At 59.8% G+C, this 16,663-nt stretch carries 14 protein-coding genes and 1 pseudogene; 8 read left to right on the top strand and 7 right to left on the bottom strand.

All coding sequences use genetic code 11. The features are described 5' to 3' along the window. Nucleotides 1-73: 73 nt before the first annotated feature. The 3 genes from K0H48_RS25325 to K0H48_RS25315 all read right to left on the bottom strand — a co-directional run bounded on the left by K0H48_RS25325 (nucleotide 74) and on the right by K0H48_RS25315 (nucleotide 2,127). The gene (locus K0H48_RS25325; RefSeq protein ID WP_219269673.1) at nucleotides 74-607 is read right to left on the bottom strand and encodes a transposase; all 534 of its coding nucleotides are present in this window, start codon (nucleotides 605-607) and stop codon (nucleotides 74-76) included. A 94-nt stretch (nucleotides 608-701) separates the two neighbouring features. Continuing rightward, nucleotides 702-902 (bottom strand): hypothetical protein, encoded by a 201-nt coding sequence (locus K0H48_RS25320; RefSeq protein ID WP_219337608.1) that lies wholly within the window; start codon nucleotides 900-902, stop codon nucleotides 702-704. A gap of 184 nt (nucleotides 903-1,086) precedes the next feature. Further along, nucleotides 1,087-2,127, bottom strand: coding sequence for a low specificity L-threonine aldolase (locus K0H48_RS25315; protein ID WP_219269670.1), 1,041 nt, complete (start codon nucleotides 2,125-2,127; stop codon nucleotides 1,087-1,089). A gap of 90 nt (nucleotides 2,128-2,217) precedes the next feature. On the opposite strand from K0H48_RS25315, the gene K0H48_RS25310 reads away from it, so the two are divergent. Next, complete coding sequence (locus K0H48_RS25310) at nucleotides 2,218-2,946, top strand: TraX family protein (RefSeq protein WP_219269667.1); 729 nt, start codon at nucleotides 2,218-2,220, stop codon at nucleotides 2,944-2,946. On the opposite strand, the gene K0H48_RS25305 is transcribed toward K0H48_RS25310, so the two are convergent. Together K0H48_RS25305 and K0H48_RS25300 are read right to left on the bottom strand one after the other, a co-directional pair. Beyond that, complete coding sequence (locus tag K0H48_RS25305) at nucleotides 2,911-3,984, bottom strand: NAD(P)/FAD-dependent oxidoreductase (protein WP_219269664.1); 1,074 nt, start codon at nucleotides 3,982-3,984, stop codon at nucleotides 2,911-2,913. The two genes, K0H48_RS25310 and K0H48_RS25305, sit on opposite strands and share 36 nt — an antisense overlap. Nucleotides 3,985-3,992: 8 nt before the next feature. Continuing rightward, nucleotides 3,993-6,191, bottom strand: a complete 2,199-nt coding sequence (locus K0H48_RS25300; RefSeq protein WP_219269662.1) for a hypothetical protein — start codon at nucleotides 6,189-6,191, stop codon at nucleotides 3,993-3,995. A gap of 318 nt (nucleotides 6,192-6,509) precedes the next feature. Here K0H48_RS25300 and glyA point away from each other — a divergent pair, with 318 nt between their 5' ends. The 7 genes from glyA (at nucleotide 6,510) to fdhA (ending at nucleotide 15,522) form a co-directional block, all read left to right on the top strand. Continuing rightward, nucleotides 6,510-7,763, top strand: coding sequence for a serine hydroxymethyltransferase (gene glyA / locus K0H48_RS25295; RefSeq protein ID WP_219269659.1), 1,254 nt, complete (start codon nucleotides 6,510-6,512; stop codon nucleotides 7,761-7,763). Between the two features lie 22 nt (nucleotides 7,764-7,785). Continuing rightward, nucleotides 7,786-9,036 carry a sarcosine oxidase subunit beta gene (locus K0H48_RS25290; RefSeq protein WP_010207084.1) on the top strand — a complete coding sequence of 417 codons (1,251 nt, stop codon included), beginning with the start codon at nucleotides 7,786-7,788 and terminating at the stop codon, nucleotides 9,034-9,036. Between the two features lie 15 nt (nucleotides 9,037-9,051). Continuing rightward, nucleotides 9,052-9,354, top strand: coding sequence for a sarcosine oxidase subunit delta (locus tag K0H48_RS25285; RefSeq protein ID WP_071484907.1), 303 nt, complete (start codon nucleotides 9,052-9,054; stop codon nucleotides 9,352-9,354). Further along, a complete protein-coding gene (locus tag K0H48_RS25280; RefSeq protein ID WP_219269656.1) occupies nucleotides 9,351-12,368 on the top strand; it encodes a sarcosine oxidase subunit alpha in 3,018 nt (1,005 codons plus the stop codon). The genes K0H48_RS25285 and K0H48_RS25280 overlap by 4 nt, the downstream gene beginning before the upstream one ends. A 145-nt stretch (nucleotides 12,369-12,513) precedes the next feature. Continuing rightward, nucleotides 12,514-13,146, top strand: a complete 633-nt coding sequence (locus K0H48_RS25275; protein ID WP_219269654.1) for a sarcosine oxidase subunit gamma — start codon at nucleotides 12,514-12,516, stop codon at nucleotides 13,144-13,146. 123 nt (nucleotides 13,147-13,269) lie between these two features. Next, on the top strand, nucleotides 13,270-14,127 hold the full coding sequence (purU, locus tag K0H48_RS25270) for a formyltetrahydrofolate deformylase (protein WP_219269652.1): 858 nt from the start codon (nucleotides 13,270-13,272) through the stop codon (nucleotides 14,125-14,127). A gap of 195 nt (nucleotides 14,128-14,322) precedes the next feature. After that, entirely contained in the window at nucleotides 14,323-15,522 is a 1,200-nt protein-coding gene (fdhA, locus tag K0H48_RS25265) for a formaldehyde dehydrogenase, glutathione-independent (RefSeq protein ID WP_219269649.1), read from the top strand. Nucleotides 15,523-15,576: 54 nt separating this feature from the next. Here the strand turns inward: fdhA and K0H48_RS25260 are convergent. Continuing rightward, nucleotides 15,577-15,784, bottom strand: a pseudogene (locus K0H48_RS25260) (hypothetical protein). Between the two features lie 308 nt (nucleotides 15,785-16,092). Beyond that, nucleotides 16,093-16,663: DUF3757 domain-containing protein (locus K0H48_RS25255; RefSeq protein WP_219269646.1), on the bottom strand; the 571-nt coding region annotated here is incomplete at its 5' end.

The raw sequence follows: 16,663 nt of genomic DNA, 5'->3' as shown, positions 1-16,663 counted from the left end.
TTCAAGCCATGCCCACAGGGCGGGACGCGGAGCGCCTCAGGAGGCGTTCCCACGCAGAGCGTGGGAACGAGCACTAGTGCCACTGTTGAATTTCGATGAGTCCTTCTTGCCCTGCGTAATTGCGCGCACTGGAATATCGCCAGTGTTCGGCTAAGTCCACATATCCTCGTTTCACCGGGTTGTGATGAATGTAATCAAGCTTTTGGTGCATCACCCGCTGGCTGTACACCAACTCAGCGTGTGAGCCTTCCTGCCAAAGCTGATAAACCCGGTCTGCCTTATGCGCCCGTTTGCTGAACCGCAGGCGTTGTAATAAGCGCTCTGCGCCTCGGCGCTGCAAATCATCAATGATGGTACGGGCGGTAAAGGATTTGAATTGGCTCACGCACTTGCCAAGGTCGGGGGCCTGAGCGAGGAAGTGCAAGTGGTTTTCGAGGACGACGTAACCGAAGAGGTTCAAGGCATGGTGGTTTTGTTGATATCGCCAGCAGTCCAAAAGATGACCAACGATGTAGTCACGGGTAAACAGCGGTAGCCACTCCATGACGGTACAGGTGAGGAAGTGCGGCTTTTCGGGTTCGGTGATGACGTAGCGGCTTCTGCCCATGGATTCGTCCTTGAATCTGGGTACGGGTTGGACGCGGAGCGTCCGGGGAGGCATTCCCACGCAGAGCGTGGGAACGATCAACCGTTGTTAACGGTTACTGAGCGTAGACATGCACGACAAAGTGCTGGCCTGATGCTGTCAATTCATAGGACTTGTCGTAGATCCTCAGTGTCCTTGATGGTTCGCGGATGGTATCGCCGACGTTGGCGATCTTCCGGAATTCATCCCAGTCGATGACGGTGGTGCTGGTAGTGCCGTCGATTCTGAGGTTATTGCCGTCGCATTGATATTCCATAGGTTTAGCTCTCTGCTGGATTTCCGTTTCCGGCCGATTATTCGGCAGGCAGTTGTTCCCGAAAGGTGGCCGCTGCAGCGGCGTTTTCCTTTCGGGTTCCAAGAGGCTAGTCGATGAAAATGGGCTGTGATGCTGTCAGAAACACCAAATAACAGTCTCGGCAATGCGCCAGTATTCGTAAGACTTAAGCGTTCATCACTTCCCTGATATCCGCAGCTAATTCTCTTACACGATCTTCCTCTGTATCCCACGCACACATGAACCGTGCGCCACCTTTGCCAATGAAGGTGTAGAAGCGCCAGCCCTTGGCCGTCAGCGCCGCGATGGCTGGTTCCGAGAGTTGCAGGAACACGCCGTTGGCCTGTACCGGGAACATCAGCTCCACGCCGGGAATGTCCGACACCAGGCTGCTGAGCAACTGAGCGCAGTGGTTGGCGTGGCGGGCATGTTTGAGCCAAGCGTCGTTTTCCAGCAGGCCCACCCACGGTGCCGAGAGGAAGCGCATTTTCGAAGCCAGTTGGCCGGCCTGCTTGCAGCGGTAGTCGAAGTCTTCAGCCAGTTTGTGGTTGAAGAACAGGATGGCTTCGCCCACGGCCATGCCGTTTTTGGTGCCGCCGAAACACAGCACGTCCACACCGGCTTTCCAGGTCAGGTCGGCCGGGGAGCAGCCGAGGAACGCGCAGGCGTTGGAAAAGCGCGCGCCATCCATGTGCAGGTTCAGGCCCAGCTCTTTGCAGGTGACGCTGATGGCGCGAATTTCTTCCGGGGTGTACACGCTGCCCACTTCGGTGGCTTGGGTAAGCGTAACTACACGCGGTTTCGGGTAGTGGATATCCTGGCGCTTCAGGGCGATCTCGCGGATCGATTCCGGGGTCAGCTTGCCGTTTTCGGTGCGGGCGGTGAGCAGCTTGGAGCCGTTGGAGAAAAACTCCGGCGCGCCGCATTCGTCGGTTTCGACGTGGGCGGTTTCCGAGCAAATCACGCTATGGTAGCTCTGGCACAGCGAAGACAGCGCCAGGGAGTTGGCCGCGGTGCCGTTGAAGGCGAAGAACACTTCGCAGTCGGTTTCGAACAAATTGCGGAAACCGTCAGCGGCACGGTGGGTCCACTCATCATCGCCGTAGGCGCGTTGATGGCCCTGGTTGGCTTGTTCCATGGCGGCCCAGGCTTCCGGGCAGATGCCGGAATAGTTGTCGCTGGCGAATTGTTGGCTCTTGTCAGTCATGGCCCATTCCTGTGGTCGATGTTGGTGCGCACTGTAACCAAGATTGTCGCGGGTGCGCACGCACTGTAAATGCAAAGTCACTGGGGAATTATGCACGGTACACACACATTGGCTGTCGGACGCGTCCGCGATGGCGCACTGGATTTGCTCAAGTGGCTGGCGCTGCTGAGCATGGTACTCGACCATTTGCGCTATGTCGGTTTGAGCCTGGACGGCCTGTACGTGCCGGGGCGCATGGCGTTTCCCTGGTTTTGCCTGGCGATTGCAGCCAATTTGCACCGCGCTGCAAATGCTCCCGTGACCGGCCAGTGGCGCTACCTGGGCTGGCTGTTGCTGTTCAGTGTGATCAGTGAAGTGCCGTACCGGATGTTTATCGAGGATGCCGATACCTTGAACGTCTTGCCGACGTTGGCGCTGGGGTTGCTGGTTGCCCGAGGATGGCAGCAGAAGGCGCTTTTTGATCGAGGATTGGCGCTGATTGCCCTGGTGGTAGGCGCGATATTTTCCAGTCAGCTGATGTTCGGATTTTTCGGTGTATTGCTGCCGTTGGCGATGCTGCTGGCATTTACCCGGCCATGGTATTTCAGCCTGTTGCCGGGTTTGGTCTGCGTGGCCGCCAACCAATGGCAGATTCTGCTCAATAGCGGCACGCCTGTGGCGCTTATGGGATTTGCCGCTTGCCTGATTGCGCCATTGGCGGGTCTGGTCTTGTTGCGATACGGCAAAAACGTCTCGCCACCAGCCATGCGCCGCTGGGCGTACGCGCTGTATCCATTACATTTTTTACTCTTGTGGGTGGTTCGAAAGGCCATTGGCTGACGTCGACCCAAGCCAACAAGGTGGAAACGGATGAGCCGCGTAGAAGTCGCGCATTTTTTGTACGTCGCGCTCGAACCAATCCCGCAGCCATTGGCAATATTGAAGTGAAATAGCCTGCCTGTGCATTGGGTTGGCGCTTTCATCGACAATACATTGCGCAGCCATCATGCCGGACATCAGCGCCTTGAGTACGCCATGAGAGGCGCCCGGGTCCAACCGGCTGGCTGCGTCTCCGATGATGAAATAGCCGTTACCCGCCGACTGGTCACAGATTGACCAAGTGACATCGGCACCCCGGATCGTTCCTTCACAGGGTAATTGTTCAAAGCAGGCCGGAACAGCCGCTATCGTCGGCGATTTATCGTGCACAAAGCGCAGTCGTGTCCAGTGATAAAGCTGCTGGCCGATGTGAGCCGTCCAATACCAGCCCGATGGGTCTGCGAAGATGCCGAGAGCACTCTCCTGGACGGTTCCTCGCTTATAGCCATACACAGCTGTCAGCGGGGGCGAGCAGCGATGCGAGGTCAGCCTTAATTGGCGTGCCAGCCAGCCGTGAGCGCCACTGGCATCAATAAGGTGCCTGCAAAACAGTTGCCCGGCCTGAGTCTGGAGGCCTACCACTCGATCGTTTATCTGCAACACGCTCTTTGCCTGGCAGGGTTGCAGGACGTGGACACCTGACGCGACGGCTTGATCCAACAGCAACCCGTCCAGCGTTGCTCGGGGTATCTGAAACCCCCGCCAAGGCCCGCGTTGGTCTTGCCCGAAGGGCACAAAGTGTCGTTCCTTGTCCCACTTTACCCAAGTACCCGCAGGCCGGACGAAGGCATCGCCACGGATTTTTTCAGCCACGCCCAGTTGCTCAAGCACAGGCTCTATGCCGGGGTGCAGGGTCTCGCCCGGGCGGTGGCGCGGAAAAGACAGGCGCTCAATCAGTGCCACTTTAAAGCCTTGTTGGGCGCAGGAAATGGCGGCCGAGCAACCTGCCGGGCCGGCACCGATTATGATCACGTCATAGCGGCCTGCGCTGTCGGGCATGGCCAAGCCTAAACGCGCTGCCAGGGGCTTACACCCTGTTGGCGCAACATAACGTGCGGCCATACGAAATAAATAAAGGTTTCCGTCAGCCTGATACGCGCTTGGTCAAATGCGGGTGATTCAACCGGCGTGTAGCGAAACACTTCGATTCGGTAGCCTATGTCCTTGGGGCCAACTTGCAGGTTTGTGTTCAGCGTAACGACGTTGGAGTCGCCGGGCGTTGCCAGGCTGAATGTGTCGATAAACCAATTTCCGGATGTGGCGCCCAATGACAGTTTGACTCGCCGGAAAGCATCGATTCGCCGCTGATATTCCTGTGAGTCGACTTTGCCTGTGAGTGCCAATGAGAACTTCCCGTTCAGCGCGTTCTCTGTGTAGTCGGTATAGAAGTAAGTTTCGTACGCTCTGTGGGGTGCGTTATTGGCGACGTATTTTTTTGGAGCGGGTACGCCATCCCACGGGAAACCGCCACTTTTGCCGATCTCCTGATCCATCATGGGTTTTATGGTCGGTCCAGCCCCGGCATTTGGTGGATAGGCTTGCGCTGAATCGGGTGCAACTGCAGGCCAGAATGAGCTCAACGCTGCGCAGAGCTTGGCATCCTCGGGGAATGGGCTGCCCAGCCTGTAGGCTGCCAGGTGCACCACGCTGCCCAATGCGGGGTCAGTCGTCACCAGGCCAATATCCCAGCCTGGCGCGAATACCCCGGCGCCGGCATCGGGAAGGCACCACGCACACCGTGCAGGCGTAACGGTTGGCGTCAGCGGCGTAGCCCGGTTGGGCGAGGAGTCGAGCTGGGCCACAATCGCAGTGATGCCGTAGTCCTTGCTGGAAAAAGACTCCGGAAAAGACTGGATATTGGCGGGGTATCGCGAATCGGACAAACATTCCGGCTCTACGCGAAAGACCGTGTATCGAACATCGGGGGCCAGGCTTTCGAGCCATTCGACCAGGTGTCGCTGCTTGCACAGAGGATAGAAGTCCGGCGCGCAGATCAGTGAATACGCCGGCACGCGTTGTGGGATGGCGGTGTCCAACGCCGCGCACTGGGCTTGAATGCGTCCGTCGGCGGTAAAGTCCAGGTAGTGCTGAGCCCTGAAGTTACCCTTCTGCAATTCGGCAAACAGGTCTGATCGGCGATTGAGATTGGTGATATTGCCCGCTGCATCGACTTTATGGCGAATATGCACGTATTCCGAAGCGCCTTCGTCAATTCGCAAGCTGGAGATGAAAATGTCGGGGTCGTGGGGCACATTGAACGTCAAGGGTTTGCCTTGATACTGAGCCGGTTCAACCAGTCGTGCACGGAGCGTAGCGGCCATTAAGCCGGTGCCATACGTGTGCTCGGGAAGCCAGTCTGCCAGGCCATCGGTGATGACGAAGGGCGGTTGGCTGATATGGGGTTCATCCCAGCCGGCATCTGGCCCCAACTCCATATGTATGCGGCGTAATTTCTCGTTTTTGTGCAGCGCTTGAAGGCGTACATCAACGGTGAGGCCCGCAATGCACTCGTTGCCGTTGAACAGTTTATGAACAGGCACCCAAAAATCCATGTCTGCATCGTCTGAATCAAAACGCATAGGGCCAAAACGGGCGCGGTCGCCCTTAAGCTGCACCGCGACGTAGGCGCTGTAGCGCGCCGGCAGAACCCGGATAGCGTGATTTTGACCTTCTACAAACGGCAGGAAACCCCTGCTTGAAGCGTCGTACAGCGCCGCGGCAGTGCCAACCCTTGCTATGCCGGTCCGCGAAAAACACAAATCGGCCTGAACCTTGTGCACCGTGTCCGGTGCTGCGCGGTACTCCAGCGCAAACACGACGACTGCCATGGGCCGTCCATTGGCACGCGCGTTCAGCTGCGCAAGGCTGGGCGCTTGTCTGGCATAAACATAGTCAAGGACGGTTTCAAGTTCTGCCAGGGAGGGGAAGGCCTGGAGCGGGTTACCCTTGGCATCGTGCGTCACCTGGGGGTGGGCCAGTGCGTGGTACAGCAGGCTGTGTGCGGGTTGGCCAGGTTCAATGCCACGTGTTGCAACCAGGGCAAAGTCTTCAAAGCCCGCCAGTGTGCGGTCAGGCTTCAGTGTTTTACCCAGTTCGGCTTCAAGGTTGGTCGCCAGGATGTCGAGACCGTGGTGAAGCAACAGAGTGTGCCAGCCATAGGGGGCCAGGCGTTTGCAGATAGCCATCACTTGGTTAATTAGCGCCATGCCAGCGTTCCTCGACGGTGTAGGGCGTTCAATCTTCTGGATTGAACAGTGAATGCGTCGAATGCATGAGCTGGCGCTGTTTGATTGGCAAGCGTAGCCAAGTTTTCAGGCTTGTGCGGCTCAAAGTGTCAGGTTTGTGTTTCTAAATCTTCAGGCGGCCCAAGCCATTTCAGTGTTTTATCGCCCACCCGCGAAGCCATGTCGTAAACGCACCTTTGCGTGGCGTGCGTAGGCATTTGACCTCTGTGCGCCAGCCCTACCATCGCATCAAAGGGCCCTGCATGGGCCTTAACAATACGAAAGGCTGGGAGAGACGCGATGTTCAGCAAACAAGACCAGATCCAGGGATATGACGACGCACTGCTGGCGGCGATGAATGCCGAGGAGCAGCGTCAGGAAGATCATATCGAGCTGATCGCGTCAGAGAACTACACCAGCAAACGCGTGATGCAAGCCCAGGGCAGCGGCCTGACCAACAAATACGCCGAAGGCTACCCAGGCAAGCGCTACTACGGTGGCTGCGAGCATGTGGACAAGGTTGAAGCCCTCGCCATCGAGCGCGCCAAGCAGCTGTTCGGCGCTGATTACGCCAACGTGCAGCCACACTCCGGTTCGTCCGCCAACAGCGCGGTGTACCTGGCGCTGATCAATGCCGGCGACACTATCCTGGGTATGAGCCTGGCCCATGGCGGCCACCTGACCCACGGCGCCAAAGTGTCGTCTTCGGGCAAGCTGTACAACGCCGTGCAGTACGGCATCAACACCGACACCGGCCTGATTGATTACGACGAAGTTGAGCGCTTGGCCGTCGAGTGCCAGCCGAAAATGATCGTGGCGGGTTTCTCTGCCTACTCCAAGACCCTGGATTTCCCACGCTTCCGTCAGATCGCCGACAAGGTTGGCGCGCTGCTGTTCGTTGACATGGCCCACGTCGCCGGCCTGGTTGCCGCTGGCTTGTACCCGAACCCGCTGCCGTACGCGGACGTGGTCACCACCACCACCCACAAAACCCTGCGCGGTCCACGTGGTGGCCTGATCCTGGCCAAGGCCAACGAAGCGATTGAAAAGAAACTAAACGCTGCCGTGTTCCCCGGCGCCCAGGGCGGCCCGCTGATGCACGTCATCGCCGGCAAGGCCGTGTGCTTCAAGGAAGCGGCGGAGCCTGGCTTCAAGGTTTATCAGCAACAAGTGATCGACAACGCCCAGGCCATGGCCGACGTGTTTATCAAGCGCGGCTACGACGTGGTGTCCGGCGGCACCGATAACCATCTGTTCCTGGTCAGCCTGATCCGCCAGGGCCTCACCGGCAAAGACGCGGACGCCGCCCTCGGCCGCGCCCACATCACCGTCAACAAGAACGCCGTGCCGAATGACCCGCAGTCGCCGTTCGTGACCTCGGGCCTGCGTATCGGCACCCCGGCGGTGACCACGCGTGGTTTCAAGGTGCCGCAATGCATCGAACTGGCCGGCTGGATCTGCGACATCCTCGACAACCTCGGCGATGCCGATGTCGAGGCCAACGTGGCCAAGCACGTGTCTGCCCTGTGCGCTGATTTCCCGGTTTATCGCTGAGCGCGGTTTTGGAGTAATGACTATGCAACGCTACTCGGGCTTCGGCCTCTTCAAGCACTCACTCAGCCACCACGAAAACTGGCAGAAGATGTGGCGCACGCCCACACCGAAAAAGGTCTACGACGTGGTGATCGTCGGCGGCGGCGGGCATGGTCTGGCAACGGCCTACTACCTGGCCAAAGAGCACGGCATCACCAACGTGGCCGTGGTCGAAAAAGGCTGGCTGGGCGGCGGTAACACCGCGCGCAACACCACCATCGTGCGCTCCAACTACTTGTGGGATGAGTCGGCGCACCTGTACGAACACGCGATGAAACTGTGGGAAGGCCTGTCCCAGGACCTGAACTACAACGTGATGTTCTCCCAGCGTGGCGTCTACAACCTGTGCCACACCCTGCAAGACATCCGTGACTCCGAACGCCGCGTGAGCGCCAACCGCCTCAACGGCGTGGACGGCGAGCTGCTCAATGCCAAGCAAGTGGCCGACGAGATTCCGTACCTGGACTGCTCAAAAAACACCCGCTACCCGGTACTCGGCGCCACCGTACAACGGCGCGGCGGCGTGGCCCGTCACGATGCCGTGGCCTGGGGCTTCGCCCGTGCGGCTGACGCACTCGGCGTGGACCTGATCCAGCAGACCGAAGTGATCGGCTTTCGCAAGGAAAACGGCGTGTGCATCGGCGTCGAAACCAACAAGGGCTTTATCGGCGCCAAGCGCGTCGGTGTGGTCACTGCGGGTAACTCCGGGCATATGGCCTCGCTGGCTGGCTTCCGCCTGCCGATCGAATCCCACCCGTTGCAAGCACTGGTGTCGGAGCCGATCAAGCCGATTATCGACAGCGTGATCATGTCCAACGCCGTACACGGCTACATCAGCCAGTCCGACAAGGGCGACCTGGTGATCGGCGCCGGTATCGACGGCTACAACGGCTACGGCCAGCGCGGCTCGTACCCAGTGATCGAACACACTATCCAGGCCATCGTCGAAATGTTCCCGGTGCTGTCGCGGGTGCGCATGAACCGCCAGTGGGGCGGCATTGTCGACACCACCCCGGACGCCTGCCCGATCATCTCCAAAACCCCGGTGCCGAACATGTTCTTCAACTGCGGTTGGGGCACCGGTGGCTTCAAGGCCACACCGGGCTCAGGCAACGTGTTTGCCGCAAGCCTCGCCAAGGGTGAAATGCACCCATTGGCGGCCCCTTTTTCCATCGACCGTTTCCACAACGGTGCCTTGATCGATGAGCATGGCGCTGCGGCCGTCGCCCACTAACAGGAGAAATTCCCTATGTTGCATATCTTCTGTCCTCACTGTGGCGAACTGCGCTCCGAAGAGGAATTCCACGCGTCCGGCCAAGCGCATATCCCGCGCCCGCTGGACCCGAATGCCTGCACCGATGAAGAGTGGGGCGACTACATGTTCTTCCGTGACAACCCACGCGGGCTGCATCACGAACTGTGGATCCATGCCGCCGGTTGCCGTCAGTACTTCAACGCCACCCGCGACACCCTGACCTACGAAATTCTTGAAACCTACAAGATTGGCACCAAGCCGCAATTCACCGCCAAGGCTTCTGGAGAGAAGGTATGAGCCAGATCAATCGCCTGTCCAACGGTGGTCGCATCGACCGTAACAAAGCCCTGACGTTTACCTTCAACGGCCAGAGCTATAAAGGCTTTGAGGGCGACACCCTGGCCGCTGCACTGCTGGCCAATGGCGTCGACATCATCGGCCGCAGCTTCAAGTATTCGCGCCCACGCGGCATCTTTGCCGCCGGCGCCGAAGAGCCGAACGCGGTGCTGCAGATCGGCGCCACCGAAGCCACCCAGATTCCCAACGTGCGCGCCACGCAACAGGCGCTGTACCAGGGTTTGGTCGCCACCAGCACCAACGGCTGGCCGAGCGTCAACAATGACGTGATGGGTATTCTCGGCAAGGTCGGCGGCAAGCTGATGCCGCCGGGTTTCTACTACAAAACCTTCATGTACCCGCAATCGTTCTGGATGACGTACGAGAAGTACATTCGTAAGGCTGCGGGCCTTGGCCGCTCGCCGACCGAGAACGACCCGGACACCTACGACAACTTCAACCGTCATTGCGACGTGCTGATTGTGGGCGCAGGCCCTGCCGGCCTGGCCGCTGCATTGGCGGCTGCGCGCAGCGGTGCCCGCGTGATCATCGCTGACGAACAGGAAGAATTCGGCGGCTCCTTGCTCGATTCCCGCGAAAGCCTCGACGGCAAGCCGGCGGCCGAATGGGTTGCCAGCGTGATCGCGGAACTCAAAGCCCTGCCGGACGTGGTGCTGCTGCCGCGTGCAACCGTCAACGGTTACCACGACCACAACTTCCTGACCATCCACGAACGCCTCACCGACCACCTCGGTGACCGTGCGCCGATTGGCCAGGTGCGTCAGCGCATCCACCGTGTGCGTGCCAAACGTGTGGTGCTGGCGACCGGTGCGTGCGAGCGCCCATTGGTGTACGGCAACAACGACGTGCCGGGCAACATGCTCGCCGGTGCGGTCTCCACCTACGTACGCCGCTACGGCGTGGCACCGGGCAAAAAACTGGTGCTGTCGACCAACAACGACCACGCCTACCGTGTCGCGCTGGACTGGCTCGATGCGGGCCTTACCGTGGTGGCTGTCGCCGATGTGCGCCACAATCCACGTGGCGCCCTGGTGGAAGAAGCCCGCGCCAAAGGCATTCGCATCCTCACCGGCAGCGCCGTGATCGAAGCCCGCGGCAGCAAGCACGTGACCGCTGCGCGTGTGGCGGCGATTGACGTCAAGGCGCATAAAGTCACCAGCCCCGGCGAGTGGCTGGACTGCGACCTGGTGGCCAGCTCCGGCGGCTACAGCCCGGTTGTTCACCTGGCTTCGCACTTGGGCGGCAAGCCGACCTGGCGTGAAGACATCCTCGGGTTTGTACCGGGCGAAGCGCCGCAAAAACGCGTGTGTGTCGGTGGCATCAATGGCGTCTACGGCCTCGGCGATTCCCTGGCCGATGGTTTTGAAGGCGGCGTGCGCGCAGCCAGCGAAGCTGGGTTTGCGCCGGTGGAAGGCACGCTGCCAAAAGCCTTGAGCCGTCTGGAAGAGCCGACACTGGGCATTTACCAAGTGCCCCATGACAAGCCGACCGCACGCGCGCCGAAGCAATTTGTCGACCTGCAAAACGACGTCACCGCTGCTGCGATTGAGCTGGCGACCCGCGAAGGGTTCGAGTCGGTCGAGCACGTCAAGCGCTACACCGCGCTGGGCTTCGGCACCGACCAGGGCAAGCTCGGCAACGTCAACGGTCTGGCCATCGCGGCCCGCTCGCTGAACGTGACCATCCCGCAGATGGGCACCACCATGTTCCGCCCCAACTACACGCCGGTGACTTTCGGCGCCGTCGCGGGCCGTCACTGTGGGCACATTTTCGAGCCGGTGCGCTACACCGCGCTGCAAGCCTGGCACGTTAAAAACGGCGCCGAGTTTGAAGATGTCGGCCAATGGAAACGCCCTTGGTACTTCCCACGCAACGGTGAAGACCTGCACGCCGCCGTGAAGCGCGAATGCCTGGCCGTGCGCGACAGCGTTGGCCTGCTCGATGCGTCCACCCTCGGCAAAATCGACATTCAAGGCCCGGATGCCCGCGAGTTTCTCAACCGCATCTACAGCAACGCCTGGACCAAGCTCGACGTGGGCAAGGCCCGCTACGGCCTGATGTGCAAGGAAGATGGCATGGTCTTCGACGACGGCGTAACAGCCTGCATCGCCGACAACCACTTCCTGATGACCACCACCACCGGCGGCGCCGCCCGCGTGCTCCAATGGCTGGAAATCTACCAACAGACCGAGTGGCCAGACCTCAAGGTGTACTTCACCTCGGTTACTGACCACTGGGCAACCATGACCTTGTCCGGCCCCAACAGCCGCAAGCTGCTGGCGGAAGTCACCGACATCGACCTGGACAAGGACGGCTTCCCGTTCATGACCTGGAAGGAAGGCCTGGTTGGCGGCGTACCGGCGCGGGTGTTCCGTATCTCGTTTACAGGCGAGCTGTCGTACGAAGTCAACGTGCAGGCCGACTACGCCATGGGCGTGCTCGAACAAATCGTTGCGGCCGGCAAGAAGTACAACCTGACCCCGTACGGCACCGAGACCATGCACGTGCTGCGGGCCGAGAAGGGCTTCATCATCGTCGGGCAAGACACCGACGGCTCGATGACCCCGGACGACCTGAACATGGGCTGGTGCGTAGGCCGTACCAAACCGTTCTCGTGGATCGGCTGGCGCGGGATGAACCGCGAAGACTGCGTGCGTGAAGAGCGTAAGCAGTTGGTGGGCTTGAAGCCGATTGACCCGAATGTATGGCTGCCGGAAGGCGCGCAGTTGGTGTTCGACCCTAAACAGTCGATCCCGATGAAGATGGTCGGCCACGTGACCTCAAGCTATGCGCACAACTCGCTGGGTTATTCATTTGCGATGGCGGTGGTCAAGGGCGGCTTGAAGCGTTTGGGTGAGCGGGTGTTCTCACCGCAGGCGGATGGCAGCGTGATTGAGGCAGAGATTGTGTCTTCAGTGTTCTTCGACCCGAAAGGCGATCGCCAGAACATCTGACACCTGATCGTTCCCACGCTCCGCGTGGGAATGCATCCCGGGGCGCTCCGCGTCCCAAGAGCGGACGCAGAGCGTCCATGGCGGCATTCCCACGCAGAGCGTGGGAACGATCAACAGTCACCACAGAATTCAGAACAGGTGCTTTATGACAGCAGCCAATGTTTACCAACAACGCCCAACCACCGGCGCCAAGGCCGAGTCGTCGCTGCACCATGCCGACCTCGCCAGCCTGGTCGGCAAGGGCCGCAAGAACGCCGGCGTGACCGTGCGGGAAAAGAAACTCCTCGGCCACCTGACTATTCGTGGCGATGGCCATGACGCCGCGTTCGCTGCCGGCGTGCACAAAGCCCTCGGCATCGAACTGCCTGGCGCCTTGCAGGTGATCATCAAAGGCGAAACCAGCCTGCAATGGCTCGGCCCGGATGAGTGGTTGCTGATCGTGCCAGGCGGTGAAGAATTTGCTGCCGAGCAAACCCTGCGCGCTGCCCTGGGCGAGCTGCATATCCAGATCGTCAACGTCAGCGGTGGCCAGCAGATCCTCGAACTCAGCGGCCCGAACGTGCGCGACGTGCTGATGAAATCCACCAGCTACGACGTGCACCCCAATAACTTCCCGGTGGGCAAGGCGGTGGGTACGGTGTTCGCCAAGTCGCAGCTGGTGATCCGTCACACGGCTGAAGACACCTGGGAGCTGCTGATTCGTCGCAGCTTCTCGGATTACTGGTGGTTGTGGTTGCAGGATGCCTCGGCTGAATTCGGCCTGAATGTCGTTGCATAACGATCGTTCCCACGCTCTGCGTGGGAATGCATCCCGGGACGCTCCGCGCCCCAAGAGCGGACGCAGAGCGTCCATGGCGGCATTCCCACGCAGAGCGTGGGAACGATCAAGGAGTCACGCACAATGAGCCGCGCACCCGATACATGGATTTTGACCGCCGACTGCCCCAGCGTGCTCGGCACGGTGGACGCGGTCACCCGCTACCTGTTCGAGCAGGGCTGCTACGTCACCGAGCACCATTCGTTCGATGACCGCCTTTCGGGCCGGTTTTTTATTCGCGTTGAGTTTCGCCAGCCCGGGGGTTTCGACGAGCAGGCGTTCCGCGATGGCCTGGCCTCGCGCGGTGAAGCCTTTGGCATGATCTTCGAGCTGACGGCGCCGAACTACCGGCCAAAAGTGGTGATCATGGTCTCCAAGGCCGATCACTGCCTGAACGATTTGCTCTATCGCCAGCGCATCGGCCAACTGTCGATGGACGTGGTCGCGGTGGTGTCCAATCACCCGGATTTGAAACCTTTGGCCGACTGGCACCAGATTCCCTACTACCATTTCCCCCTCGACCCCAACGACAAGCCGTCCCAGGAGCGTCAGGTGTGGCAAGTGATTGAAGAGACCGGCGCCGAGTTGGTGATTCTTGCGCGCTACATGCAGGTGCTGTCGCCGGAGCTGTGCCGCAAGCTCGATGGCAAGGCCATCAACATTCATCACTCCCTGTTGCCCGGTTTTAAAGGCGCCAAGCCGTATCACCAGGCGTACAACAAGGGCGTGAAACTGGTGGGCGCTACGGCGCATTACATCAACAACGATCTGGATGAAGGCCCGATCATCGCCCAGGGCGTGGAGGTGGTGGATCACAGCCACTATCCCGAGGATTTGATTGCCAAGGGGCGTGATATTGAAGGGCTGACCTTGGCCCGGGCGGTTGGGTATCACATTGAGCGGCGGGTTTTTCTCAATGCCAATAGGACTGTGGTGCTTTGACTGACGCCTTCGCGAGCAAGCCCGCTCCCACATTCGACCGCATTTCAAATGTGGAACCCGGTCAAATGTGGGAGCGGGCTTGCTCGCGAAGGGGCCCTAACAAACAACGCAAAAACAGCATCTGTAACCCGAGCACTTAAACGCGCCGCCTGCCTGGGCGACGCGGTTCCATAAAAACAACAGCGAGGTGAAAGCATGTCTGGTAATCGTGGTGTCGTGTATCTCGGCAACGGCAAGGTCGAAGTACAGAAAATCGACTATCCCAAAATGCAGGACCCCCGTGGCAGGAAGATTGAGCACGGCGTCATCCTGCGCGTGGTCTCCACCAACATCTGTGGTTCCGACCAACACATGGTGCGCGGCCGCACTACTGCCCAAACCGGCCTGGTGCTCGGTCACGAGATCACCGGCGAAGTGATCGAAATGGGCAGCGGCGTCGAAAACCTGAAAATCGGCGACCTGGTGTCGGTGCCATTCAACGTGGCGTGCGGCCGTTGCCGCTCGTGCAAAGAACAACACACCGGCGTGTGCCTTACCGTCAACCCGGCCCGTGCCGGTGGCGCTTACGGCTACGTCGACATGGGCGATTGGACCGGCGGCCAGGCCGAATACGTGCTGGTGCCGTATGCCGACTTCAACCTGCTCAAACTGCCGGACCGCGACAAGGCCATGGAGAAAATCCGTGACCTGACCTGCCTCTCCGACATCCTGCCGACCGGCTACCACGGCGCCGTCACTGCCGGCGTTGGCCCAGGCAGCACCGTCTACATCGCAGGCGCCGGCCCGGTCGGCCTGGCCGCTGCCGCCTCCGCCCGCCTGCTCGGCGCAGCGGTGGTGATCATCGGCGACGTCAACCCAATCCGCCTGGCCCACGCCAAGGCCCAGGGTTTCGAAATTGCCGACCTGTCCAAAGACACCCCACTGCACGAACAAATCGCCGCCTTGCTGGGCGAGCCGGAAGTGGACTGCGCGGTAGACGCCGTAGGCTTCGAAGCCCGTGGCCACGGCCATGAAGGCGCCAAGGCCGAAGCCCCGGCCACCGTGCTCAACTCGCTGATGGGCGTGGTGCGTGTGGCGGGCAAAATCGGTATCCCTGGCCTGTACGTCACCGAAGACCCAGGCGCTGTTGATGCTGCCGCGAAAATGGGCAGCTTGAGCATTCGCTTTGGCCTGGGCTGGGCCAAATCCCACAGCTTCCACACCGGGCAAACGCCGGTGATGAAGTACAACCGCGCACTGATGCAGGCGATCATGTGGGATCGCATCAACATTGCGGAAATCGTCGGTGTGCAGGTGATCAGCCTGGATGACGCGCCGCGTGGGTACGGCGAATTTGATGCGGGTGTGCCGAAGAAGTTTGTGATTGATCCGCATAAGATGTTTAGCGCGGCGTAAGGCTTAGGGCAAATAAAAGGGCGACCTGTGGGTCGCCCTTTTTGCGTCTGGTGTTTAGGCCTGTAGGCGTCGGCTGATCACATCCAGCAGATCACAGCCATCGCGCAATGGAATGGCGCAGACCTTCGCGAAACGCCAGGTTTTCCATGACTTGGGTGATCGCGCGGATGCGGTAGACGGCGGCGTCGTGGAGCACGTCCAGCGGCACTTGGGTGTCGATGAGCAGGGAGGGCGTGGTGGCGTCGTGGCCGGTAAGCGGCATGTATCGGTTTATGTTTTAAAACCCATTCAAGTAGAGGTGGGCTACACACTTATTCGTCGCCAAACGAATGGGTGGCAGCTGTACGCAGGTTGGCGAACCGGGAATGGAACCGGCAGACCCGGAGGTCTCCCGCGCACAGCCACCATGAAAGCAGCTATTGCGGACGCAAAAGAACCTGCAAAAAAGCAGAAGCTTTTGCACCATTCACCCGAGTCGCCAAACCCGTATAGCCATATGGACGACCGCCGAACTATAAGAGCCATCCATCGCCAGGAGCAAGTCGCCCGGCCAATGCAGATCAAATGTGGTCACAGATGGGTGAATGAACACTTGATGGGGTCCAGGGCTTCGCAATAGGTACCTCTCCAGTCACCGAGAGGTGTGAGATTCCACCCCAACACGGGTTTGAGCGTGACCGAAAGGTTTGCGTCGTTACCCATTGGCCCTTTGTAGGTGCAGATGACGGCTGTGTTCTGTGCATCGTATCGGACATCGTGAAACGTCGAGTCAGCCAGATAGGAGGCGGGCGCCAATGGGTTTTCACCTTTCCAAGTGCGCCCGTCAGCCTGTGATGTTTCATAGCTGAAACCGCCACCGGCCATGGCGGTTTGATTGATGCTCTGGATCGACGGGCAGGTTGAAGTCGCCGCGATGGCATTCGCTACCAGCCCTGTCATTGCAGACAAACCCGCAAGCATTGCACGCTTCATGGTTAGCTTCCTGTGGGGCGCAGGACCGTCATGCTGCGGCTGATCCACGGCGTTGGCTACTGTTATAAACAACAGTTTTTTAGCGTATTTTCTTATGGTTCCGGCGTTTGTTATTTCAAAGTCGCCCAATCGACGAAGATCAAATGTGGGAGATGGCTTGGCTGCGATG

Source organism: Pseudomonas sp. Xaverov 259 (assembly GCF_019352915.1).
Taxonomy (GTDB): domain Bacteria; phylum Pseudomonadota; class Gammaproteobacteria; order Pseudomonadales; family Pseudomonadaceae; genus Aquipseudomonas.
This window is presented reverse-complemented; position numbering and strand designations above follow the sequence as displayed.